Annotated in this window: 22 protein-coding genes; 14 read left to right on the forward strand and 8 right to left on the reverse strand. The window is 69.6% G+C overall.

The genetic code is table 11. The annotated features are described in order from the left end of the window. Positions 1–152: 152 nt before the first annotated feature. The gene (locus G495_RS0106065) at positions 153–809 is read right to left on the reverse strand and encodes a GDSL-type esterase/lipase family protein (RefSeq protein ID WP_084457929.1); all 657 of its coding nucleotides are present in this window, start codon (positions 807–809) and stop codon (positions 153–155) included. Positions 810–964: 155 nt separating this feature from the next. Beyond that, positions 965–1,312 carry a DUF3192 domain-containing protein gene (locus G495_RS0106070; RefSeq protein ID WP_028587073.1) on the reverse strand — a complete coding sequence of 116 codons (348 nt, stop codon included), beginning with the start codon at positions 1,310–1,312 and terminating at the stop codon, positions 965–967. A 275-nt stretch (positions 1,313–1,587) separates the two neighbouring features. Here G495_RS0106070 and G495_RS0106075 point away from each other — a divergent pair, with 275 nt between their 5' ends. The 8 genes from G495_RS0106075 (at position 1,588) to G495_RS0106110 (ending at position 10,060) form a co-directional block, all read left to right on the forward strand. Continuing rightward, positions 1,588–1,845, forward strand: coding sequence for a hypothetical protein (locus G495_RS0106075; RefSeq protein WP_028587074.1), 258 nt, complete (start codon positions 1,588–1,590; stop codon positions 1,843–1,845). A 36-nt stretch (positions 1,846–1,881) separates the two neighbouring features. Beyond that, positions 1,882–3,081: an aminopeptidase gene (locus tag G495_RS0106080; RefSeq protein ID WP_028587075.1), complete on the forward strand. Its 1,200-nt coding sequence runs from the start codon at positions 1,882–1,884 to the stop codon at positions 3,079–3,081. Between the two features lie 184 nt (positions 3,082–3,265). After that, positions 3,266–5,164, forward strand: a complete 1,899-nt coding sequence (locus G495_RS0106085) for a methyl-accepting chemotaxis protein (protein WP_028587076.1) — start codon at positions 3,266–3,268, stop codon at positions 5,162–5,164. Positions 5,165–5,210: 46 nt separating this feature from the next. Beyond that, positions 5,211–5,534: an STAS domain-containing protein gene (locus G495_RS20260; RefSeq protein WP_051445119.1), complete on the forward strand. Its 324-nt coding sequence runs from the start codon at positions 5,211–5,213 to the stop codon at positions 5,532–5,534. A gap of 3 nt (positions 5,535–5,537) precedes the next feature. Further along, on the forward strand, positions 5,538–5,900 hold the full coding sequence (locus G495_RS0106095; protein ID WP_028587077.1) for a response regulator: 363 nt from the start codon (positions 5,538–5,540) through the stop codon (positions 5,898–5,900). 54 nt (positions 5,901–5,954) lie between these two features. Further along, positions 5,955–8,081: a chemotaxis protein CheA gene (locus G495_RS0106100; protein ID WP_028587078.1), complete on the forward strand. Its 2,127-nt coding sequence runs from the start codon at positions 5,955–5,957 to the stop codon at positions 8,079–8,081. A gap of 77 nt (positions 8,082–8,158) precedes the next feature. Next, a complete protein-coding gene (locus G495_RS17905; protein ID WP_051445152.1) occupies positions 8,159–8,971 on the forward strand; it encodes a CheR family methyltransferase in 813 nt (270 codons plus the stop codon). A 15-nt stretch (positions 8,972–8,986) separates the two neighbouring features. Continuing rightward, positions 8,987–10,060 carry a protein-glutamate methylesterase/protein-glutamine glutaminase gene (locus tag G495_RS0106110; protein ID WP_028587079.1) on the forward strand — a complete coding sequence of 358 codons (1,074 nt, stop codon included), beginning with the start codon at positions 8,987–8,989 and terminating at the stop codon, positions 10,058–10,060. Between the two features lie 160 nt (positions 10,061–10,220). Here G495_RS0106110 and G495_RS0106115 read toward each other — a convergent pair whose 3' ends face one another. Together G495_RS0106115 and crcB are read right to left on the reverse strand one after the other, a co-directional pair. Further along, on the reverse strand, positions 10,221–10,565 hold the full coding sequence (locus tag G495_RS0106115; RefSeq protein ID WP_028587080.1) for a DUF190 domain-containing protein: 345 nt from the start codon (positions 10,563–10,565) through the stop codon (positions 10,221–10,223). A 19-nt stretch (positions 10,566–10,584) separates the two neighbouring features. Next, positions 10,585–10,962: a fluoride efflux transporter CrcB gene (gene crcB, locus G495_RS0106120; RefSeq protein WP_028587081.1), complete on the reverse strand. Its 378-nt coding sequence runs from the start codon at positions 10,960–10,962 to the stop codon at positions 10,585–10,587. A 90-nt stretch (positions 10,963–11,052) separates the two neighbouring features. Between crcB and G495_RS17910 the strand changes: the two genes are divergently transcribed. The 4 genes from G495_RS17910 to aat all read left to right on the forward strand — a co-directional run bounded on the left by G495_RS17910 (position 11,053) and on the right by aat (position 15,299). Further along, the gene (locus G495_RS17910) at positions 11,053–11,652 is read left to right on the forward strand and encodes a class IV adenylate cyclase (RefSeq protein WP_051445120.1); all 600 of its coding nucleotides are present in this window, start codon (positions 11,053–11,055) and stop codon (positions 11,650–11,652) included. Positions 11,653–11,778: 126 nt separating this feature from the next. After that, complete coding sequence (locus G495_RS0106130; protein WP_028587082.1) at positions 11,779–12,090, forward strand: ATP-dependent Clp protease adaptor ClpS; 312 nt, start codon at positions 11,779–11,781, stop codon at positions 12,088–12,090. After that, positions 12,091–14,388, forward strand: a complete 2,298-nt coding sequence (gene clpA / locus G495_RS0106135; protein WP_028587083.1) for an ATP-dependent Clp protease ATP-binding subunit ClpA — start codon at positions 12,091–12,093, stop codon at positions 14,386–14,388. Positions 14,389–14,588: 200 nt separating this feature from the next. Beyond that, positions 14,589–15,299 carry a leucyl/phenylalanyl-tRNA--protein transferase gene (gene aat, locus G495_RS0106140; protein ID WP_035251225.1) on the forward strand — a complete coding sequence of 237 codons (711 nt, stop codon included), beginning with the start codon at positions 14,589–14,591 and terminating at the stop codon, positions 15,297–15,299. A 24-nt stretch (positions 15,300–15,323) separates the two neighbouring features. On the opposite strand, the gene G495_RS0106145 is transcribed toward aat, so the two are convergent. The 4 genes from G495_RS0106145 to G495_RS0106160 all read right to left on the reverse strand — a co-directional run bounded on the left by G495_RS0106145 (position 15,324) and on the right by G495_RS0106160 (position 18,134). Next, positions 15,324–15,884 carry a DUF4276 family protein gene (locus tag G495_RS0106145; RefSeq protein ID WP_028587085.1) on the reverse strand — a complete coding sequence of 187 codons (561 nt, stop codon included), beginning with the start codon at positions 15,882–15,884 and terminating at the stop codon, positions 15,324–15,326. Beyond that, positions 15,881–17,071, reverse strand: coding sequence for an AAA family ATPase (locus G495_RS0106150; RefSeq protein ID WP_028587086.1), 1,191 nt, complete (start codon positions 17,069–17,071; stop codon positions 15,881–15,883). Before G495_RS0106150 ends, G495_RS0106145 begins: the two co-directional genes overlap by 4 nt. Positions 17,072–17,107: 36 nt before the next feature. After that, on the reverse strand, positions 17,108–17,587 hold the full coding sequence (locus G495_RS0106155) for a hypothetical protein (protein ID WP_028587087.1): 480 nt from the start codon (positions 17,585–17,587) through the stop codon (positions 17,108–17,110). Between the two features lie 115 nt (positions 17,588–17,702). Beyond that, positions 17,703–18,134 carry a MarR family winged helix-turn-helix transcriptional regulator gene (locus G495_RS0106160; protein ID WP_028587088.1) on the reverse strand — a complete coding sequence of 144 codons (432 nt, stop codon included), beginning with the start codon at positions 18,132–18,134 and terminating at the stop codon, positions 17,703–17,705. A gap of 132 nt (positions 18,135–18,266) precedes the next feature. Here G495_RS0106160 and uvrB point away from each other — a divergent pair, with 132 nt between their 5' ends. Together uvrB and G495_RS0106170 are read left to right on the forward strand one after the other, a co-directional pair. Beyond that, positions 18,267–20,282, forward strand: coding sequence for an excinuclease ABC subunit UvrB (uvrB, locus tag G495_RS0106165; RefSeq protein ID WP_035251227.1), 2,016 nt, complete (start codon positions 18,267–18,269; stop codon positions 20,280–20,282). Beyond that, positions 20,282–21,382: a potassium channel family protein gene (locus G495_RS0106170; protein ID WP_084457933.1), complete on the forward strand. Its 1,101-nt coding sequence runs from the start codon at positions 20,282–20,284 to the stop codon at positions 21,380–21,382. The genes uvrB and G495_RS0106170 overlap by 1 nt, the downstream gene beginning before the upstream one ends. The last annotated feature ends 27 nt before the right edge of the window (positions 21,383–21,409 follow it).

Raw genomic sequence — 21,409 nt, forward strand, 5'->3', positions numbered from 1 at the left:
GCAGTCGGGAATACCAGGCGTCACCTTTGCTGGTTATTATTTGGCTGTTTTATTTGTGAATCTCAAGTGAACGGGGACTCGCATAGAAAGTGTCAGGGCCGTCCTTAGGGGAAATATTTCGGGCTGTCCCAACTTTCATCCCCCGCGCTCCCTCACGGCAGGGCGCCCTCGCGGCGCAGCAGGGCGGCGACGGCGCGGGCCAGTTGGTCGTAGCCGCGGGCGTTGGGGTGGAGCATGTCGGACTTCAGGGCCCCGTTGGCCAGGATGGCGGCCAGGGTCTCGTTGTCCAGGGGAGCGCCGGTGTCGGCGGCCACGTCGGCGTACAGCCGGGCGGAGGAGAGCAGGATGTTGGGGTTGGGCACGCCCAGCAGCACCACGTCGGCCCCGGCCTCGCGGCACAGGGCGACCATGGCCCGCAGCTCGTCGCCCAGGACCTCGCGCGAGGAGCCGTGCAGCAGGTCGTTGCCGCCGTGGCACAGGATCACCAGCGCCGGGGCGTGGGCCTTGAGCAGGTGCGGCAGCCGGGCCAGGCCCTGGCGGGCGCGTTCGCCGGGCACCCCCGCGTTGACCACCCGCAGGCCCGTCAGCTCGGCCAGGCGCTCGGGGTAGCCCTGGCCGGGGGCGCCGGTGCCGTAGGTCAGGCTGTCGCCCAGGGCCAGGATCACGGCGCCGGGTGCCAGGGGCCGCAGGGCCGGGGCGGGCCCGGAGCAGGCCCACAACGCGCAGCAAAACGCCACGAGCGCCGCCAGGGCCCTGGCGGGCCCTGGCGGGTGCGTCGCGTTGCCCGGGGCGGGGAGGGGGGTGCGCATGGGTGGAAACCCTCGGGCGGGCCGTGGGCATGGCAGCCGGGCCGGGCCGGGCGCCCGGCGGGCCGAAAGGCCGGGAGCCGCCCGCCGGGGCCCCCGGGATGCGCGCGGCCCGCGCACTGCGCGTCGCGCGCCGCGCGCCACGGGCGCTGTGCGCGCTAGTAGACGAGCCTCTCGTAGCGGCCGCTGGCCACCAGCACGCCGTCGCGGAAGACCAGCGGGGTGCAGTCCTGACGGGTCACGGTGTAGTAGCTCACCGACCCGGCAAAGGCCTTGCCGCCCATCTCGTTGGTGAAGTACCACCAGGTCTGCCGGTTCATGTCGCCAGCCTGGAAGAGGTCCTTGAACGCGGGCTGGCCCATGACCTCGACCACCTGGGCCTCGGTCATGCCCAGGGAAATCTGCTGCATGTGCAGGCGGTTGGTTTTGGAGGACATGGGGCCCGTGCAGGCCGCAAGGCCGAAGGCCAGGATCACAGCCGCAGCGACCAAGAGGTGCTTCTTCATGGAACACTCCTGCGAGATAAGGATGATGGGTGCATTCCCGTGCTGGCCCCCCCAGGCGCGAATGCTGGATGCATCATGCCCTGAACCCGGGCCTTCCATCCATAATGAACCATGTACGCCCGCGCAACAAAAAATTCAAGAGTCTTGTGGCTCTTGGCCTGCCCCGTGCGCCTCTGCGGGCTGACGCCCGAATCATGCGATGATGCATTGCGTTTTGCGCGCCGCCATGGCATGATCCGGTCATCGGACAAACTCCAGGGACAAGAGAGAAGACCATGCCAGCCATCTCCATGCAGGCACCCAGCGTGAACTCCGAGTCGGTGGTCACCAACAGCGGCCCCCGGCTGACCAAGGCCGCGCTTCAGGACAAGGCCCAGAACGGGATGCAGTTCACCGTGGCCGACGCCACCGCCGCGTCCTACATGTGGTCCACCCAGGTGGGCGGGCAGTACCCGACCATCCTCGACCTGCCCCGGCGCAGCATGATCGCCTCTGAGCATCTGCTGGGCCTGGTGCGCAGCCTCCAGGTCTAGTCCGCCCCGCATCCCCCCACGCCCCGACGGAGCCCCATGTTCTCCCCCCTCGTGCTCGAACGCTACGCCGACGTGCTGGTCTGGGCGCTGGACGCCTCGCGCCCCGCCCCCCTGCGCCGGGGCGACATCGCCCTGGTGCGCTTCGACATCGCCGCGCTGGATCTGGCCCGCGCCGTGGCCGCGCGGCTGGTGGACCGGGGCCTGCACACCCTGCACCGCCTGAACCGCACCCCGGGCATGGAGCTGGATTTCTTCGAAGCCGCCGACGACGCCCAGCTGGGCTTCGTGGCCCCGGGCAGCGCCGAGCTGCACGCGGCCCTGGGCGCCTCGGTGCACCTGCTGGCGCCCGACGCGCTGACCCATCTGGCGGGCATCGACCCCGCGCGCATCGCCTCGGTGTCGCGGGCGAAAAAGCCCCTGCGCGACATCCTGGAGCGGCGCGAGCAGCAGGGCGTCTTTTCCTGGACGCTGTGCCTGTGGCCCACCGCCGAGCTGGCCGCCAGGGCGGGCCTGAGCCTTGAGGACTACGCCGCCCAGATCGTCCGGGCCTGCCACCTGGACGACCCCGACCCCGTGGCCCGCTGGCAGGAGGCCCTGGAGCGCATGCGCGAGCTGCGCGCCTGGCTGGACGGCCTGGAGGCCACGCAGCTGCACGTGGAGTCCGCCGGGGTCGATCTCGTGGTCACGCCCGGGCAGTCCCGGCGCTGGTTGGGCCTGACGGGCCACAACATCCCCAGCTTCGAGCTGTATCTTTCGCCCGACTGGCGCGGCACGCGCGGGGTCTACTACGCCGACCAGCCCACGTTTCGCAGCGGCAACCTCGTGCGCGGCGCGCGGTTGTGGTTCGAGGGCGGGCGGGTGGTGCGCGCCCAGGCCGAGGAAGGCGAGCGCTTTTTGCGCGACCAGATCGCCATGGACGACGGCTCGGACAAGCTCGGCGAATTCTCGCTGACGGACCGGCGCTTCTCGGCCATCGACCGCTTCATGGCCATGACCCTGTTCGACGAGAACTACGGCGGCGCCAACGGCAACTGCCACGTGGCCCTGGGCGCCTCGTATCCTTCCACCTACGCGGGCGACCAGGACGATCTGACCCCGGAGCGCCGCCGCGACCTGGGCTTCAACACCTCGGCCCTGCACTGGGACCTGGTGAACACCGGGCCCAAGACCGTCACCGCCCACCTGAGCGGCGGGCGGCGGCGCGTGATCTACGAAAACGGCGAGTTCACCTGCTAGGGCCGTCGCGGGCCGCTTTTCGGCGCGGTGCGGCACGGGGCTTTTTTCGCCTAGGGAGCGGGGTTCGGTTTTTCCGTGAAAGGGCTTGATTCGGCAAGGGTTTCCCCGTAGACTTCTCCACTGTCCAGCAATGGCGGCGGGCTTGCCGGTCGTCGCCGGACACATCCGGGCCTCAACCAAGGACATGAGCGAACACAGCACGGCCTCCGGCGGCAATGCCGCCCTCTCGACCCTCGTCGATGCCGCCGCCGCGACGATGCGCACCCTGGGCAAACGCCTCGACTCCCTCATCCAGAGCCGTGAGGAGGAGTTCCTGGCGCTGGGTGCACGGCTCATGGAATACACCACCCAATCTTCCGCCATTTCCGACAGCGCCGCCGAGCTGGCCGCCCTGTGCGCCGGGGACGATATCGCCCAGGGCACGCAGCGCCTGGAGTCCGAGCTCGCGGGCCTGGGCGCGGCCACCGGCGCCGAGGCCGTCGCCCAGGACGCCCTGGCCCTGGCCCGCACCGGCGAGCTCATCGCCAGCCTGGACCAGCAGATCGGCGAATTCGGGCGCATCATCCGCACCTTGCAGATGCTGGGTGTGTCCACGCGCATCGAGAGCGCGCGCCTGGGCGACCAGGGCCTGGGCTTCAGCACCCTGGCCGACGACGTGGAAGCCCTGGCCGGGAAGATCGTCCAGGATTCCGGGATGATCGCCGAGAAATCGCGGGGGCTGGCCACCCTGGTGCAGACCGCGCGCGGGCGCACCATGGCCCTGGGCCAGGAGCAGGCCCGCGAGGCCCAGGCCATGGGCGAGGACATCGCCGAGGCCTTCCAGACCCTGACCACGCTCATGGAAAAGGCCCGTGAGGTGACGGAGGGCATCACCCGCCGTTCGCGGGCCGTGGGCGCCAGCGTGGCCGAGGTCGTGGCCTCGCTCCAGTTCCACGACATCGTCCGCCAGCAGGTGGAGCATGTGGAGGAAGCCCTGCGCGACATGGTCGCGCAGGCCGGGCAGCGCGCCTGCCCCGAGCCCGAAGACGGCCCCGGCGAGGCGCCCGGCGATGGGGCGCAGGCGGGGCAGGCCCGGGCCTGCTGGCGCGACCTGGTGGGCTGGATGGCCGACGTGTCCGAGCTCCAGGTGTCGCAGCTCGAAAACGCCTCGCGGCGTTTCGGCTCCGCCGTGCAGGGCCTGCGCGACGGGCTTGCCGGCATTTCCGGCCAGGCCGGGGAGCTTTTGTCCGACCTGGAGAGCATCACCGCCGCCGGGGACCAGGGCGAGGGCACGGTGTTCGCCCGCGTGGCCCGCAGCACGGGCCGCGTGGTCCGGGCCATGGAGCGCTCCGGCGGCCAGGCCCGCGAGATCGCCGCGCTCATCGGCGAGGTGGCGGCCACGGTGGCGGACATGTCGCGGTTTGTCAGCAGCATCGAGGAGGTGGGCTCGGAGATCGAGCTCATCGCCATCAACGCCAGCATCAAGGCCGCGCATACCGGCGACGAGGGCAAGGCCCTGGGCGTGCTGGCCCAGGCCATCCAGCGCCTGTCGGTGGAGGCGCGCGACCGTACCCGGGGCGTGGCCGACGTGTTGCGCGCGGTGGCCGATGTTTCCCGCGACCTGGAAGGCCGGGCCACGGACACCCGCCAGGCCGAACTGCTGGCCAGCTATTCCGAAAGCCAGGAGGAACTGAGCGCGGTGCTCGCCGCCCTGGACCGCGACCTGGCCGCGCGCATGGGCGACCTGGCCCGGCGCTGCCGCGCCCTGGGCGCCGATGTGGACGCCCTGGCACGCTCGGTGGACCTGGACCGGCGCATCTGCCCCGGGCTGGACGCCGCCGGGCAGGATCTGGCCGGGGTCGTGGCCCGCTGCCGCGAGGCCGTGCCCGTGGCCGACGACGCCGGGCGCCCCGAGCGCCTGAAGCAGCTTTTGTCGCGCTACACCATGGAGGTGGAGCGCGTGGTGCACGAGTCGGCCTTCGGCACGGGCTCCGGCGTCCGGGCCCTGCGCCACGAGGACGAGGGCGGGGTGGAGCTGTTCGACGACGGCCCCGGCGCCCCGGCCCAGGACGGCGAGGACTGGGACAACATCGAACTGTTCTGACCCCCCGGCGCGGGGGGGACGGCGGGCTTTGCCGCCGGGAGGACCCATGGCCTCATACGAACTGCACGGCACCGGCACCTCGGGCACCCTGGCCTTCGCGGGCCAGTGCACCATCGAGCACGCCGGGGTCATGAAGAAGGCGCTGGCCGAGGCCCTGGAGCGCTACGAGGAGCTGGACCTGGACATGACCGCCGTGGAAAGCGCGGACCTGACCTTCCTTCAGCTCATCGTGGCGGCGCAGGCGGAAATGGCAAAGGGCGGCAGGAGCCTGTCGGCCAGCCGGGGCACGCCCCCGGTGGTGGCCGATCTGGCCGACGAGGCGGGCATGTCGCTTGGCAGTTACGAGCAGTGTTTCTGGAAAAAGGGGTAGCCCATGTCGCAGTTGATCATGACGGTGGACGATTCCGCCAGCGTCCGGCAGATGGTGAGCTTCACGCTGAAGAACGCCGGGTACGACGTCATCGAGGCCACGGACGGCAAGGACGCCCTGGCCAAGCTCTCCGGGCCCATCAAGATGGTCATCACCGACCTGAACATGCCCAACATGGACGGCATCACGCTGATCAAGAACATCCGGGCCAACGCGGCCTACAAGTTCATCCCCATCGTCATGCTGACCACCGAGTCGCAGGCCACCAAGAAGCAGGACGGCAAGACCGCCGGGGCCACGGGCTGGATCGTCAAGCCCTTCAAGCCCGATCAGCTGCTGGCCGTGGTCAAGAAGGTGCTGCGCTAGCATTTTTGCGCGCGCCCGGCCCGGGCGCGCCGAGCAGGCAGGGAGGTCCGCCGCATGCCCCAGGACGACATCAACCGCCAGGCGTTCAAGGAGGAGGCCTACGACCTCCTGGGCGAGCTGGAGTCCGCGCTCCTCGAACTGGAGGAGAACCCGCAGGACCAGGAGCTCATCGACCGCGTGTTCCGGGCCATGCACACCGTCAAGGGCTCGGGCGCCATGTTCGGCTTCGACGACATCGCGACCTTCACCCACGACGTGGAGACGGCCTTCGACAAGGTCCGGGGCGGCGAGATCCCCGTGACGCGCGAGCTGCTGGACCTGACGCTTCGCGCGCGCGACCATATCCTGGAGCTTCTGGACGACACCACCGGCACCCGCGCCGGGTCTGCCTCGGCCAAGGAGATCATCGCCGGGCTGCGCAGGCTCTCGGGTGCGCCGTGCGCTGCCGTGGCCGCCCCCGCGGGCGCGGCGCCGCTGCCCGCCGAGCCCGGGGAGCCCACCGATGACACGACCCCCGGCGACGCCGACGCCGTGACCTACCGCATCCGCTTCCGCCCCGGGCGCGACATCCTGCACTGCGGGGCCAGCCCCCTGGCCCTTTTGGCCGAGCTGCGCGAGCTGGGCATGAGCCAGGTGGCGGCGCATATCGGCGAGGTGCCGCCCCTGTCGGAGCTGGACCCCGAGGGCTGCTACGTGTGGTGGGACGTGATCCTGTCCACCGACAAGGGCGAGGACGCCATCCGCGACGTGTTCATCTTCGTTGAGGATGACTGCGAGGTGACCATCCAGGTCATCGACACCCTGGGCGCCCTGGAGGGCGACACGACCTACAAGCGCCTGGGCGAGATTCTGGTTGAGCGCGGCGACATCGCCGCCGACGACCTGCGCCGCGTGCTGGGCGAGCAGCCGCGCCTGGGCGACCTGCTGACCGAGGCCGGGGTCGTCTCGCGCGAGCAGGTGGAGTCGGCCCTGGCCGAGCAGACCGCCGTGCGCCGCATCCGCAAGGACCGCGACGAGCAGGCCACGGCGTCGAGCATCCGCGTGGCCGCCGACAAGCTCGACGACCTGGTGGACCTCGTGGGCGAGCTGGTCATCGTCCAGGCCCAGATTTCTCAGATGGTCAGCACCCGGGGCGACCAGGCGCTGACCGCCCTGGCCGAGGAGCTGGAGCGCCTGTCCGACGAGCTGCGCGACTCGACCCTGTCGGTGCGCATGCTGCCCATCGGCACGACCTTCTCCAAGTTCCGCCGCCTGGTGCGCGACCTGTCCGCCGAGCTGGGCAAGCAGATCGAGCTGAGGACCAAAGGCGCCGAGACCGAGCTGGACAAGACGGTCATCGAACGCCTGAACGACCCGCTGGTGCACCTCTTGCGCAACAGCATCGACCACGGCGTGGAGCCGCCCGACGCGCGCCGCGCTGCGGGCAAGGACCCCTGCGGCGAGATTCTCCTGTCCGCCGAGCATTCCGGCGGCGAGGTGGTCATCACCATCCGCGACGACGGCAAGGGCATGGACCCCGCCGCCCTGCGCGCCAAGGGCGTGGAGCGCGGGCTCATCGCCAAGGACGCCGACCTCTCGGACAAGGAACTGTTCGCCCTGATCTTCGCCCCGGGCTTTTCCACGGCCCACAAGGTCACCAGCGTGTCCGGCCGCGGGGTGGGCATGGACGTGGTCAAGCGCGGCATCGACGCCCTGCGCGGCTCCATCGACGTGGACAGCAAAAAGGGCGAGGGCACGACCATCACCGTGCGCCTGCCGCTGACCCTGGCCATCATCGACGGCCTCCAGGTCCAGGTGCAGGACGAGTTCTACGTGGTGCCCCTGACCCTGGTGGAAGAGTGCGTGGAGCTGATCCAGACCCCCGAGGAGCGCCGCCGCGAGCAGCAGGTGATGAACCTGCGCGGGTCCATCGTGCCCTACCTGCGGCTGCGCGACTGGTTCGACATCCCCGGCGACCCGCCGGAGATCGAGCAGATCGTGGTCACGGGCGTGGAGGGCCAGCGCGTGGGCATCGTGGTCGATCACGTCATCGGCGAGCACCAGACGGTCATCAAGACCCTGGGCCGCGTGTACCGCGACGTGCAGGGCCTTTCGGGCGCGACCATCAAGGGCGACGGCTCCATGGCGCTGATCCTGGACGTGCCCCGGCTGGTGCGCATCGCCGCCGAGGCCCGGGCGTGACGGCGGGGGAAGGGGCCGCGCGCGGCGGCGCGGCCACGCACCGCGAGGCGCCCGAGGCCCCGGGCAGGCCCCGGGCCATGTCCGACAAGGACTTCCAGCGCTTTGCCGAATTCATCGGCAAGGAGTGCGGCATCAAGCTGCCGCCCACCAAGAAGGTCATGCTCGAAGCCCGGCTGCACAAGCGCCTGCGGGCCCTGGGCTTTGCCGACTACGCCCAGTACAGCGAGTTCCTGTTCAGCCCCCAGGGGCTGGAGTCCGAGCTGGGGCACCTCATCGACCAGGTGACCACCAACACCACGGATTTCTTCCGCGAGCCCAGGCATTTCGAGTTCCTGCGCACGCGGGTGCTGCCCGAGTGGCACGCCCGGCACCGGGGCAGGCCGCTGCGCGTGTGGAGCGCGGGCTGCTCCATCGGCGCCGAGCCCTACACCCTGGCCATGGTGCTGTGCGAGTTCCGCGAGGAGCGGCCCGATTTCCGCTTCGAGATCGTGGCCACGGACATCTCGCGCCAGGTGCTGCAAAAGGCCCACGGCGCCGTGTACACCGAGGACCAGGCCCGGGGCGTGCCCGAGGCGCTCATGCGCAAGTATTTCCTGCGCAGCAAGGACCGCACGCGCAGGCTCGTGCGCCTGGTGCCCGAGGTGCGCCGCTGTGTGGAGTTCCGCTGGCTGAACTTCATGGAGGAGTTCGGCTTCCGCGAGCCGCACGACATCATCTTCTGCCGCAACGTCATCATCTACTTCGACAAGCCCACCCAGCACGACCTGCTCTCGCGCTTCTGCCGCAACCTGCGCTCCGGCGGGCACCTGTTCATCGGGCATTCCGAAAGCCTGGCGGGCATGGCCCTGCCCCTGGCCCAGGCCGCGCCCACCATCTACCGCAAACCCTAGGCGCGGAGGAGCAGCATGGCCGACAAGATCAAGGTGCTCGTGGTGGACGATTCCGCCGTGGTGCGCAGCACCATGGCCGAAATCCTGGGGGCGGACCCGGATATCGAGGTGGTGGGCACGGCGGGCGACCCCTTCGCCGCCGCCAAGCGCATGGAGCAGGTCACGCCCGACGTCATCACCCTGGACGTGGAAATGCCGCGCATGGACGGGCTGACCTTCCTGCGCAAGATCATGACCCAGCACCCCATCCCGGTGGTCATGTGCTCGACCCTGACCGAGCAGGGCACCGAGACCCTGCTGCGCGCCCTGGAATACGGCGCCGTGGACATCATCCAGAAGCCGCGCCTGGGCACGCGCCAGTTCCTGGAAGAGTCGCGCATCCGCATCACCGACGCCGTGAAGGCCGCCGCCCGGGCCAACCTGCGCAAGCTCGCGGCCCCGCGCATGACCGTGCAACCCAAGCTCTCGGCGGACGCGGTGCTCTCCGGCCCGGCCCCCCGGCCCATGACCCTGCAAACCACCGAGAAGGTGGTGGCCGTGGGTGCCTCCACGGGCGGCACCGAGGCCCTGCGCGAGTTCCTGGAGGCCATGCCCATGGACTGCCCGGGCATCGTCATCGTCCAGCACATGCCCGAGATGTTCACCGCCGCCTTCGCCAAGCGCCTGGACGGCATCTGCCGCATCACCGTCAAGGAGGCGGCGGACAACGACACCGTGTTGCGCGGTCAGGCGCTCATCGCCCCGGGCAACCGGCACATGCTGCTCAAGCGCAGCGGGGCGCGCTACTACGTGGAGCTCAAGGACGGGCCGCTGGTGCGCCGCCACCGCCCCAGCGTGGACGTGCTCTTCCGCTCCGCCGCGCGCTACGCGGGGCCCAACGTCATCGGCGTGATCATGACCGGCATGGGCGACGACGGCGCGGCGGGCATGAAGGAGATGAAGGACGCCGGAGCCCAGACCCTGGCCCAGGACGAGGCCACCTGCGTGGTCTACGGCATGCCCGGCGAGGCCGTGAAGGCGGGCGGGGTGGACAAGATCCTGCCCCTGGAGCGCATCGCCCCCGAGGTGGTGCGCCGCGCGGCCAGCTAGCGGGCCGCCCCGCACTGGCGGCCTGCCGCATTGCGCAAAAATCCAACCCTCGCATATGCCCTGATACGCGAGGGTTGGATTTTTTGCGTGTCTTGTCTCTCAGCTTTTTTGAACGGCCCGGAAAAAGGATTTTTTCAACAGTCAGCCAGGCCCGGCGGGCCTATTTCCTGCCGTTGTTGTGGCGGTACACCAGCACCTGCACCTGCTCGCGCACCACGAGCCCCTCGCGGATCAGCCCGTCCAGCAGCGGCAGGAAAGCGTCGATCTTCTCCGGGGCGTCCACGATTTCCGTGACCATGGGCAGGTCTTCGGACAGGCGCAGGATTTTTGCCGTATGCACCCGGCTGTTGGCGCCAAAACCCGACACCCCGCGCAGCACCGTGGCCCCGGCCAGCCCGGCCCGGCGGGCCTCCTCGACGATGATCTCGTGCAGCGGGCGGCCGTTCGCCGTGTCGCTCTCGCCGGTGTAGATGCGCAGGCGCTCGGCCTGGGTGGGCAGTTTCATGGCGTTCTCCTTGCGCAGCCTACGGCACCAGCCGGGCCAGGGCCAGCCCGGCCAGCAGGCAGGCCAGGCCGATGAGGTTCTGCCCGCCGATGTTCAGCAGGGCGTAGGCCCATTGGCTGGAGCGCAGCAGCGCCGCGCTTTCGAACATGAAGGTGGAAAAGGTGGTGAAGGCGCCCAGAAAGCCCGTGAGCACCACGGCCCGGGCCTGGGGCCCGAGGCCCGCGCGGTCTTCCGCGAGGCCCCAGACCAGCCCGAAGAGCAGGCAGCCGACCATGTTGACCACGAAGGTGCCCGCCGGGAACGAGCCTCCGGCCAGGCGCTGCACCAGCCCGGCCAGCCCGTAGCGCGACAGGGCGCCCAGGGCCCCGGCCAGGCCGAGCAGGACGAGTTTTTCCACGACGTGGGCCCTCCGGGGGCGTTTGCGGTTTCGCGGCGGGCGGTATACTTTCGGCGGGAGCCCGCGCGGCGGGCCGCAAGGAGCGCACACATGCCGCTGGAAACCGAGCTCAAGTACCTGGGCGCCGATCTGGACGCCGTGGCCCGCAGGCTGCGCGAGGCCGGGGCGCGCCCGCAGCCCGGCCGCCGGGAGCGCAACGAGGTCTACGACGACCCCGAGCGCAGCCTGCGCGCGCGCGGGATACTCATACGCCTGCGCGAAGACGGGCGCAACCTGCTGACCGTGAAGCTGCCGCCCGGGGCCGGGGCCCCGGCGGGGCTCAAGGCCCTGCGCGAGCACGAGACCGAGGTCGCCGACCTGGGGCCCCTGCGCACCGCCCTGGCCGCCCTGGGGCTGGAGGTGGCCTGCGTGTACGAGAAGCTGCGCCAGCAGTGGACCCTGGGCGACTGCCACATCTGCCTGGACCGTCTGCCCTTCGGGGCGTTCGTGGAGATCGAGGGCCCGCCGCAGGCCATCGCCGCCACGGCCACGGCCCTGGGCCTGGACGGCCTGCCCACCTCCGCCGCCAGCTACCACGAACTCAACCGCGCCCACCGCGCCGCCCACGGCCTGTCCGCCGACGACAGCTTCGTCTTCGGGCCCGGGGAGCCCGGCGACCCGCCCGCTGGACAAGACCCGCACAAGCCTTAACTCTTGTGCCGGACCCGAGCCCCTTTACCCCGGGGCGGTTTTCTCGTAATTGTATATCAACGCAGAGGTGTCTTCGACGCCCGGAGCCCTGGCGGCCCCGGGCGCGGACCCGAGGGAGGCCACGACGTGACGACGCCGTTTTCGCGGCCCGGCGAGCCCGGGGTGTATCTGGACGACGAGGTCCGCGAGCCCAGGAAATGCAAGGTGCTTCTGCACAACGACGACTACACGACCATGGAATTCGTCGTGCATATCCTGCGCGACGTGTTCCGCAAGACCGAGGCCGAGGCCACGGAAATCATGCTCAGGGTCCACAACGACGGGATCGGCGTATGCGGCGTCTACACCGTCGAGGTGGCGGAAACCAAGGTGGCCGTTGTGCGCCAGCGCGCGGCCCGCGAGGGCTTCCCCCTGAAATGTACCATGGAAGAGGTGTAAATGCTCTCCAAGCAGCTTGAGACAGTGCTCAGTTCCGCCGTCAAGGAAGTGAAGCGCCGCAGCCATGAATACCTGACCCTGGAACACCTGCTCTATGCGGTGCTCCTGGAGGAGAGCGGGCGCGACATCCTCGTCAATTGCGGGGTCAACGTCATCCGCCTGAAGCATCAGCTGGAGCGGTTCTTCATCGACCACATGGAAACCCTGCCCGAAGACGCCGCCGTGGACGTGGTGCAGACCCTGGGCGTGCAGCGCGTGCTCCAGCGGGCCATCTTGCAGATCCAGTCCGCCGGGCGCGACGAGGTGCGCGTGGGCGACGTGCTGGCCGCGCTGTTCGAGGAGGACGACTCCTACGCCGTGTATTTCCTGAAGTCCCACGGCGTGTCGCGCCTGGACATCCTGGAATACATCGCCCACGGCGCGGGTGGGGCCCCGGGCCCCGGCCCGGGCTGGGAGCGGCCCTCCGGCGCGCCCCTGCCGGGCCAGCCCGGCCCGGGCAAGGCCGCCGAGGCCCCCGAGGGCGGGTCCATGCTCGACCAGTTCACCGTGGACCTCTCCGCCCGCGCCCAGCGCGGCGAGATCGACCCGCTCATCGGCCGCGAGGCGGAAATCCGCCGCACGGTGCAGGTGCTTTCGCGCCGGCGCAAGAACAACCCGCTCTTCGTGGGCGACCCCGGCGTGGGCAAGACCGCCCTGGCCGAGGGCCTGGCCCTGCGCATCCACCAGGGCGACGTGCCCGAAAGTTTCAAGGACACCCGCGTCTTCTCCCTGGACATGGGCTCCCTGCTGGCGGGCACCAAGTACCGCGGCGACTTCGAGGCCCGGCTCAAGGGCGTCATCAAGGAACTGCTGGCCATCCCGGGCTCCATCCTCTTCGCCGACGAGATCCACACCATGGTCGGCGCCGGGGCCACCACCGGCGGCACCATGGACGCCTCGAACATCTTGAAGCCCGTGCTGGCCTCGGGCAAGCTGCGCTGCATCGGCTCCACGACCTACGAGGAATACAAGAACCACTTCGAGAAGGACCGCGCCCTGTCGCGCCGCTTCCAGAAGATCGACGTGGCCGAGCCCGGCGTGGCCGATACGGTGGAGATCTTGAAGGGCCTGCGGCCCTACTACGAGGAACACCACGGCGTGCACTACACCATGGGCGCCCTGCGGGCCGCCGCCGAGCTGTCGGACCGCCACCTGGCCGACCGCTACCTGCCCGACAAGGCCATCGACGTCATCGACGAGGCGGGCGCGGCCTACACCCTGCGGGCCCGGCGCCGCAAGGGCGACGCCATCCGCCCCGAGGACATCGAGGAGGTCATCGCGCGCATGGCGCGCATCCCCTCCGAGCGCATCTCCACCTCGGACCGCGAACGCCTGCGCAACCTGGACGCCGACCTGAAGGCCGTGGTCTTCGGGCAGGACGAGGCCGTGACCGCCCTGGCGCGGTCCATCAAGCGCTCGCGCGCGGGCATGCGCCCCGTGGGGCGGCCCGTGGGCAGCTTCCTGCTCGTGGGCCCCACGGGCGTGGGCAAGACCGAGCTGGCCCGCCAGCTCGCCGCCTGCCTGGGGGTCAACTTCCTGCGCTTCGACATGAGCGAGTACATGGAGAAGCACGCAGTGTCGCGGCTCATCGGCGCGCCCCCGGGCTACGTGGGCTTCGACCAGGGCGGCCTGCTCACCGACGCCGTGCGCAAGAACCCGCACACCGTTTTGCTGCTCGACGAAATCGAGAAGGCCCACCCCGACGTGTTCAACATCCTGCTCCAGGTGATGGACTACGCCACGCTCACCGACAACAACGGGCGCAAGGCCGACTTCTCCCACGTCATCGTGCTCATGACCTCCAACGCGGGGGCCTGGGAGATGAGCGGCAAGACCATGGGCTTCGGCGCCCAGGCCGGGGAGGACCGCAGCGACCTGAGCCTCAAGGCCGTGGAGAAGATCTTCTCCCCCGAGTTCCGCAACCGCCTGGACGCCGTGGTGCCCTTCCGCAACCTGACGCCGGAGGTCATGGAACGCGTGGTGGACAAGTTCATGGCCGAGCTGAACCAGCGCATGGCCGAGCGGCGCGTGCATATCCGCCTCACGGCGGGCGCCCGGGCCTGGCTGGCGCGCCAGGGCTACGACAGCCAGTTCGGCGCGCGGCCCCTGGGGCGGCTGATCCAGAAGGAAGTGGAAGACCCCCTGGCCGACGAGGTGCTCTTCGGCGCCCTGCGCTCGGGCGGCGAGGCCGTGGTGGAGGCCCCGCGACGGGGCGCGGCGGCGGACGGCGGCGCACTGCGCTTCCGCCTGCCCGGCTAGGCGCGGGGCGTCGGGGTGTTTGCGCGGCCTGCGGCGGACGGAGCGGGCGCGCGGCGGCCCGAGAGCCACGGGCCGGGCCGGGAGCGGGCGCGCGCCTGTGGCGCGCCCGGGGCCCTGGCCGGGCGTGGCGGGGACGCTGCATCGCCTTGCGGCGCCCGGGCGTGCTCCATGCGGACCCCGGGGCCGCCGGGGGGCGCGCCGTGACCATCGACTTCATTCCCCCGGGGGCGGACTGGTTCCCGGACCCGGCGCGCGCCGGGGCCGACGGCCTGCTGGCCTTCGGCGGCGACCTGGCCCCCGAGCGCCTGGTGCGGGCCTACGCCCTGGGCATCTTCCCCTGGTACGGCCCTGGCGACCCCATCCTGTGGTGGTCGCCGGACCCGCGCTGCGTGCTGCCGCCCCAGGCGCTGCACGTGCCGCGCTCCCTGCGCCGCACCCTGCGGCGGCGGACCTACGCCGTGACCCTGGACCGGGCCTTTTCCCGCGTCATCCACGCCTGCGCCAGCGTCCCGCGCCCCGAGGGCCAGGGCACCTGGCTGGTGCCCGAGATGATCGAGGCCTACACGCGCCTGCACGCCATGGGCCTGGCCCACAGCGCCGAGGCCTGGGCCGCCGACGGTACCCTGGCGGGCGGCGTCTACGGCGTGGCCCTGGGCCGGATGTTCTTCGGCGAATCCATGTTCCACACCGCGCCCGACGCCTCCAAGGCCGCCTTCGCGGTCCTGGCGCGCCTGCTGGCCCGCTGGGGCTACGGCCTCATCGACTGCCAGCAGACCACCCGCCACATGCTGCGCTTCGGCGCCTACGAGATGCCCCGCCCCCGCTTCCTGGCCCACCTCGCCACCCTGCGCACAACCCGCCCCGCCCCCGACGCCTGGACCCTGCCCGAAGGGTTCGACCCGCTGGGGTGAGGGCTGGGGCGGCGAGGGGGGCTACTAGGACGCGAGGCGGCGGATTGCGATGACGAGGTTCCGGAAGCTGGCAGAACGTGTGTTTTCGAGGTCCAGGTGCGGCCCTATGGCCCGGGAGCCGCTTTTCTTCTGGTAGGCGCCGCGGGTCAGGGCCTGGAGTTCTTTCGAAGGCGAGCCCGTGGCGTCGGGAGCGCGGAATTTCTTTTTCTCTTGCTCTTTGCTGAGGTTCCTGACCCCCAAACCCTGCTCCACGGCTCGTAGGTCGGCGAGGTAGAAGCTTTCCAGTTCGCGGCAGGCGATGCGGACGAGGGTGGTCTCCCGGCGCCCGGATCGCTCGACCAGTTCCAGCAGGCCCGCCTTGAGGGCCATGCAGTCCGGATGGGCGTCTTGGTCGCGCATGACCAGGAACCGAGCCTCGGGGTTGCGGTAGCCCTGAAGCCTGCGGTGCAGTTGTTTTTCCAGGTCCTGCTTTCCGTCGAAGACGACGAACCGCGGGGTCACGTCGGCTGGCAGAAGCCGGGGCAGGAGCCCCCGGAGCATGGCTGCCGCGGACTCCTCCTCCAGCAGGAAGACCAGTTCCCTCATTGCGGGTCCGCCCCAAGGAAGAAACCCTGCTTCCAGAGGTAGCCCATCTTGTCGCCCAGAGCCATGTAGTCGGCGATCTGCGGGTCGTCTTTGGCTCGGCGCACGGTGGTGTAGCCGTTCTCCTTGACGAGCCAGAAGACCTCCTCCAGTTCGCAGGCATTGAGGAAGTCCGGGGAATGGGTGGACACCATGACCTGCCCGCCAGCATTGGCGTAGAGCCTGAATTCCTCGGCCAGTTCGGACATGAGGGTCGGGTAGAGCTGGTTTTCCGGTTCTTCGACGCACAGCAACGGGTGCGGCTTGGGGTCGCGCAGCAGCACGAGATAGGCGAACATCTTGATGGTGCCGTCGGAGACGTAGCGGTCCAGGAAGGGTGTCTTGAAGGAGCCGTCCCGGAATTTGAGCGTCAGGTAGCCGTCGTCCATGAGCAGGGGTTCGACGGCCTCCACCCCCGGAACCCTGCGCGCCATGCGCGCCAGGATGTCGTCGAATACTTCCCGGTGCTGCTCATAGATATATTGGGCCACGCGTGGCAGGTTGTCGCCGCTGGCGGAGAGGTGCTCGGTTTCCCCAACGGCTTCCTTGCGGCCCCGGGCCAGGTTGATGTGGAAGTTGGAGACGTGCCAAGCCTCGATGAGGCGGCGTAGGGCGTTGGCCGCCTTGAAGCGCTCGAACTGCCCCAGGCCCTTGATGGCCAGGATGTCCGGGGAGTCCAGATCCTGGTATTCGCGATCGAGTTCTTCGTCGGGCTTGCTGAAGTCCTCTGCGTTCTTGATGACGAATCCGGAGCCCTTGGCAAAGTCGAGGAAGTGGAACGGGGCGCCGTGGCGTCCCCGCTTGTAGCGCAGGATTTCCCGCGTGACGACGGGGGTTCCGTCCGTCTCACCGATTTCCAGGGAGTAGGTGACGAGCCGGTCCACGCCCAGGATGTCCATGCGGTACTTGATCTCGATGAGGATGGTCTGGTCCTCGGCATCCCGGCTCAGCACTTCCTTGAAGCGCCCCCGGGCGCTCAGCGCCTGCCTGACGTTGCCCTTGAGGGCGTCGTGCAGGAACCCGAACACGTCGAACAGGGTGGTTTTCCCCGAGCCGTTGGCGCCGACGAAGACGCAGAAACGGGGAACGTCCTCAATGAGAACATCCTTGAAGACCTTGAAGTTCTTCAGGCGGATGGATTCGATTCGCACTGGGGCCCTCCCGGGGCTGACGTTGCGGCGCCCGCGCTACCCCTCTTCCAGCAGCGGTTCGTGCTGGGAGAGGTCGTAGAGGCCGTGCATGGGGAAGGGCAGGGGGTAGTTGGGCAGGTCGGAGAAGCGGACCAGGCCGATGCTCTTGCCCTCGGGGATGGCCGAGAGCGGGGTCAGGCCCTTGGGGATGGGGAAGCTCATGGGTCGCGCGGTGGCCTCGGACACGCGGTCGGCGTAGCGCTCCTGGATGTAGGCCAGCACCTGGTCGCGCTCGGCCTTGGTGAAGGCCTCCAGCAGCACGCGCTTGCTGCCCTCGGGGTCGTCCTGGCCGGGCTCGATGGCGTCGCCCAGCAGGTTGTTCCAGGCGTAGGCCGCGTATTCGGCCTCGCCGGCGCCGGGGCGGAAGAGGTGGACCTTCACGTTGCGGCGGCCCTTGAAGGTCTTGATGGTCATGGTCATCACGTAGGCCCGGTCGGCGGGCAGGGGGCGTTCGGAGGCAACGCTGTGGATCTGCATGTCGGCACCTCGGGGGTCGCAGGTGGCGGGGCGGGGGCGCGCGGCGCCCGGCACGGCCCGGAAGTGCCCCTTGCTTACGCCACAACGGCGCCGCTGTGAAGCCCCGGGGCGGGCCTCAACGCAGGCTCAGATTGGCGCGCACCCGGCCCAGCAGGCCCATGAGCGCCTTGCGCTCCTCGCTGGAGAAGCCCTCCAGGGCCAGCTCGGTCAGCTCGCGGGAGATGCGTTCGTAGGCCGGGCGCAGGGCGCGGCCCTTGGGGGTCAGGGAGATGAGCGTCTTGCGCGCGTCGCCCGGCGCCTTGCGCCGCGATACGTAGCCCAGGGCTTCGAGCTTGCGCACCAGGGTGGTGACGGTGGATTTGTCGCGCCGGATGGCGGCGGCGATCTCGGCCATGGCCATGTCGCCGTTCTGGAACAGGCGGCCCAGGATGCCCGCGTGGGAGGGCCCGAGCCCCTCCAGCCCCAGGTCGGACAGTTGCCTGAGCATGTATTCGTTGGCCCGGCGCCGGATGGCCGCGACCATGCTCACGACTGTGGGATGGATCATGTTCCCATGATAGTTTGATATCAAAGCGTCCGTCAAGAGGAAATCCTGCTGCGCGCCTTGCAGGCCTCCCCGGGCGCCCCGGGCCCGGGGAAACGGTTTACCTCCGGCCCCGGGCGGCGTATGTTCGGCCCCATGCCCGCGCGCGACAACGTCTCCCACGACATTCCCTTCCGCATCCAGAGCCCCTTTGCGCCCTGCGGCGACCAGCCCCGGGCCATCGAAGAGCTGGTGACCAACCTCGGCCAGGGCGTGCACGACCAGGTGCTGCTGGGCGTCACTGGCTCGGGCAAGACCTTCACCATGGCCAAGGTGGTGGAGGCCGTGCAGCGCCCGGCCCTGGTCCTGGCGCCCAACAAGACCCTGGCCGCCCAGCTTTTCAATGAGTTCCGCCAGCTGTTCCCCGACAACGCCGTGGAATATTTCGTCAGCTATTACGACTACTACCAGCCCGAAGCCTACCTGCCGCACTCCGACCTCTACATCGAGAAGGACTCGTCCATCAACGACGAGATCGAGAAGCTGCGCCACAGCGCCACCCACGCGCTCTTGACCCGGCGTGACGTGCTCATCGTGGCCTCGGTGTCGTGCATCTACGGCCTGGGCTCGCCGGAATACTACTCGCGCATGGTCGTGCCCCTGGAGCCCGGCCAGCGCATGTCGCGCGACCGGCTGGTGGACCGGCTGGTGGAAATCCACTACGAGCGCAACGACTACGACTTCCACCGCGGCACCTTCCGCATCCGGGGCGACGTGCTGGAGCTTTTGCCCGCCTACAGCAGCCAGAAGGCCCTGCGCATCGAGTTCTTCGGTGACGAGATCGACCGCGTCACCGAGACCGACCCCGTGACCGGCGAAATCCTCGGCGCGGTGCCCAAGACGCTGATCTTCCCCGCCAGCCACTACGTGTCCGACCGCGCCAACCTCAAGCGCGCCATGGGCGATATCCGCGACGAATTGCGTGAACGCCTGGTCTGGTTCCAGGAGCGCAACATGCTCGTGGAGGCCCAGCGCCTGGACCAGCGCACCCAGCTCGACCTGGAGATGATCGACGAGCTGGGCTACTGCAACGGCATCGAGAACTATTCGCGCTTCCTGGACGGGCGCGCCCCCGGCGAGCCGCCGCATACGCTGCTGGACTACCTGCCCGACGACGCGCTGATGTTCATCGACGAATCCCACGTGGCCGTGCCGCAGATCGGGGGCATGTCCAACGGCGACCGCTCGCGCAAGACGACCCTGGTGGACTTCGGCTTCCGCCTGCCCTCGGCCCTGGACAACCGGCCCCTGACCTTCGAGGAGTTCCTGGCCCGCCAGCACCAGACGGTCTACGTTTCGGCCACCCCGGGGCCCTGGGAGCTGGAGCGCGCCCAGGGGCTGGTGGTGGAGCAGATCATCCGCCCCACCGGGCTGGTGGACCCCGAGGTGGAGGTGCGCCCCACGCGCGGCCAGGTGGACGACCTGATGGCCGAGTGCCGCGCCCGGCGCGACGCGGGCGAGCGCGTGCTGGTCACCACCCTGACCAAGCGCATGGCCGAGGACCTCACGGAATATCTCCAGAAAATGGGCGTGGCCACGCGCTACCTGCATTCGGACATCGACACCCTGGAACGCGTGGCCATCATCCAGGCCCTGCGCCAGGGCGCCTTCGACGTGCTGGTGGGCATCAACCTGCTGCGCGAGGGGCTGGACATCCCCGAAGTGACCCTGGTGGCCATTCTGGACGCGGACAAGGAAGGCTTTTTGCGCAGCACGCGCTCGCTGGTGCAGACTTTCGGGCGCGCTGCGCGCAACACCAGGGGCCGGGTCATCCTCTACGCCGACAGCGTGACCCGCTCCATGCGCGAAGCCATGGACGAGACCGCCCGGCGCCGCGCGGTGCAGGCGCAGTTCAACCAGGAGCACGGCATCACCCCGCGCACCATCCACAAGGACCTGGAAAACATCCTGGAATCGCTGTACGCCAGCCAGCAGGAGCAGCAGGCCGCCAAGGCCGCCCCGGCGGCCCCCGGCGACGCCAAGGCCCTGGCCGCGGAAATCAAGCGCCTGGAGCGCGACATGCGCGCCGCCGCCCGCGAGCTGGAATTCGAAACCGCCGCCCGCCTGCGCGATCGCATCGGCGAGCTGCGGGAACTCATGAGGGCACTGTGATGCCGAAGCCTTCCGCCGCAAGGCCCGCCGCCCGCCAACGCGCCGCCATCCGCCGCAACAGACCCGGGGGAGTCGCCTCACGGATCCTGCGGCTCCAGCGCCGCTACGGCGCCCTGTGGCCGCTGGTCACGGGGCTGTTTTCCCTGCTGGTGCTCTTCTTCGGCGGCGTCTACGGCTACATGGTCGTGGAGGGCTGGAGCTACCTCGAAAGCTTCTACATGGTGCTCATCACCCTGGCCACCGTGGGCTTCGAGGAGGTCCGGCCCCTGTCCGACCAGGGCATGGTGCTGACCAGCGTGCTCATCCTGCTCGGGGTGGGCAACTTCGCGTTTCTCATCGGCTCCTTCACGCAGATTCTCGTGGAGGGGCGCATCCAGACCGTCTGGGGGAGGCACAGATTGCAACGCTCCATCGACAAACTGCACCGCCATACCATCGTCTGCGGCTATGGCCGCATCGGCTCCATCGCCGTGCGCGAGATCGTGCGCGAGGGGCTGCCCGTGGTCTGTGTGGAGAAGGACGACGCCCTGGCCCGCAAGATGGAGGACGACGACGTGCTCTTCGTCCACGGCGACGCCACCGACGACGAGATGCTGCGCCGCGCGGGCATCGAGCGCGCCAAATCGCTCATCGCGGCCCTGTCCTCCGAGGCGGCCAACGTCTACGTCACGCTCACCGCGCGGCAGATGAACCCCGATCTGCACATCGTGGCCCGGGCCAACGAGGAGTCGCACATCCACCGCCTGGAGCGCGCCGGGGCCGACCGCGTCATGCTGCCGCACACCCTGGGTGGCGTGCGCATGGCCCAGTCCGTGATCCGGCCCACGGTGACGAGCTTCCTGGAGCTGACGGGCTCGGACAACGGGCTGGACCTGGCCATGGAGGAACTGGCCATCTCCGACCGCTCGGAACTGGCGGGCCTGAACCTCATCGACTCCAAGATCCGCCACCGCTTCAACGTCATCGTCATCGCCATCAAGCGCCCGGACGGCCAGATGCTTTTCAACCCCCCGGCCCAGACGGTGATGCAGGCGGGCGACATGCTGCTGGTGGTCGGCGGCGACGAGGGCCTGCAAGGGCTGTGGGATATCACCAGCTAGCCGCGCGGGCGGGGCGGACGGGCAGGG

The sequence above is a fragment of the Desulfocurvus vexinensis DSM 17965 genome, assembly GCF_000519125.1.
In the GTDB taxonomy this organism is placed as follows: Bacteria; Desulfobacterota; Desulfovibrionia; order Desulfovibrionales; family Desulfovibrionaceae; genus Desulfocurvus; species Desulfocurvus vexinensis.

What these genes read in the sequence shown, in the direction of transcription:
- G495_RS0106065 (WP_084457929.1), bottom strand. Translation starts at nt 809, where the DNA reads ATGCGCACCCCCCTCCCCGCCCCGGGCAACGCGACGCACCCGCCAGGG.
- G495_RS0106070 (WP_028587073.1), bottom strand. Translation starts at nt 1,312, where the DNA reads ATGAAGAAGCACCTCTTGGTCGCTGCGGCTGTGATCCTGGCCTTCGGC.
- G495_RS0106075 (WP_028587074.1), top strand. Translation starts at nt 1,588, where the DNA reads ATGCCAGCCATCTCCATGCAGGCACCCAGCGTGAACTCCGAGTCGGTG.
- G495_RS0106080 (WP_028587075.1), top strand. Translation starts at nt 1,882, where the DNA reads ATGTTCTCCCCCCTCGTGCTCGAACGCTACGCCGACGTGCTGGTCTGG.
- G495_RS0106085 (WP_028587076.1), top strand. Translation starts at nt 3,266, where the DNA reads ATGAGCGAACACAGCACGGCCTCCGGCGGCAATGCCGCCCTCTCGACC.
- G495_RS20260 (WP_051445119.1), top strand. Translation starts at nt 5,211, where the DNA reads ATGGCCTCATACGAACTGCACGGCACCGGCACCTCGGGCACCCTGGCC.
- G495_RS0106095 (WP_028587077.1), top strand. Translation starts at nt 5,538, where the DNA reads ATGTCGCAGTTGATCATGACGGTGGACGATTCCGCCAGCGTCCGGCAG.
- G495_RS0106100 (WP_028587078.1), top strand. Translation starts at nt 5,955, where the DNA reads ATGCCCCAGGACGACATCAACCGCCAGGCGTTCAAGGAGGAGGCCTAC.
- G495_RS17905 (WP_051445152.1), top strand. Translation starts at nt 8,159, where the DNA reads ATGTCCGACAAGGACTTCCAGCGCTTTGCCGAATTCATCGGCAAGGAG.
- G495_RS0106110 (WP_028587079.1), top strand. Translation starts at nt 8,987, where the DNA reads ATGGCCGACAAGATCAAGGTGCTCGTGGTGGACGATTCCGCCGTGGTG.
- G495_RS0106115 (WP_028587080.1), bottom strand. Translation starts at nt 10,565, where the DNA reads ATGAAACTGCCCACCCAGGCCGAGCGCCTGCGCATCTACACCGGCGAG.
- G495_RS17910 (WP_051445120.1), top strand. Translation starts at nt 11,053, where the DNA reads ATGCCGCTGGAAACCGAGCTCAAGTACCTGGGCGCCGATCTGGACGCC.
- clpA (WP_028587083.1), top strand. Translation starts at nt 12,091, where the DNA reads ATGCTCTCCAAGCAGCTTGAGACAGTGCTCAGTTCCGCCGTCAAGGAA.
- G495_RS0106145 (WP_028587085.1), bottom strand. Translation starts at nt 15,884, where the DNA reads ATGAGGGAACTGGTCTTCCTGCTGGAGGAGGAGTCCGCGGCAGCCATG.
- G495_RS0106155 (WP_028587087.1), bottom strand. Translation starts at nt 17,587, where the DNA reads ATGCAGATCCACAGCGTTGCCTCCGAACGCCCCCTGCCCGCCGACCGG.
- G495_RS0106160 (WP_028587088.1), bottom strand. Translation starts at nt 18,134, where the DNA reads ATGATCCATCCCACAGTCGTGAGCATGGTCGCGGCCATCCGGCGCCGG.
- uvrB (WP_035251227.1), top strand. Translation starts at nt 18,267, where the DNA reads ATGCCCGCGCGCGACAACGTCTCCCACGACATTCCCTTCCGCATCCAG.
- G495_RS0106170 (WP_084457933.1), top strand. Translation starts at nt 20,282, where the DNA reads ATGCCGAAGCCTTCCGCCGCAAGGCCCGCCGCCCGCCAACGCGCCGCC.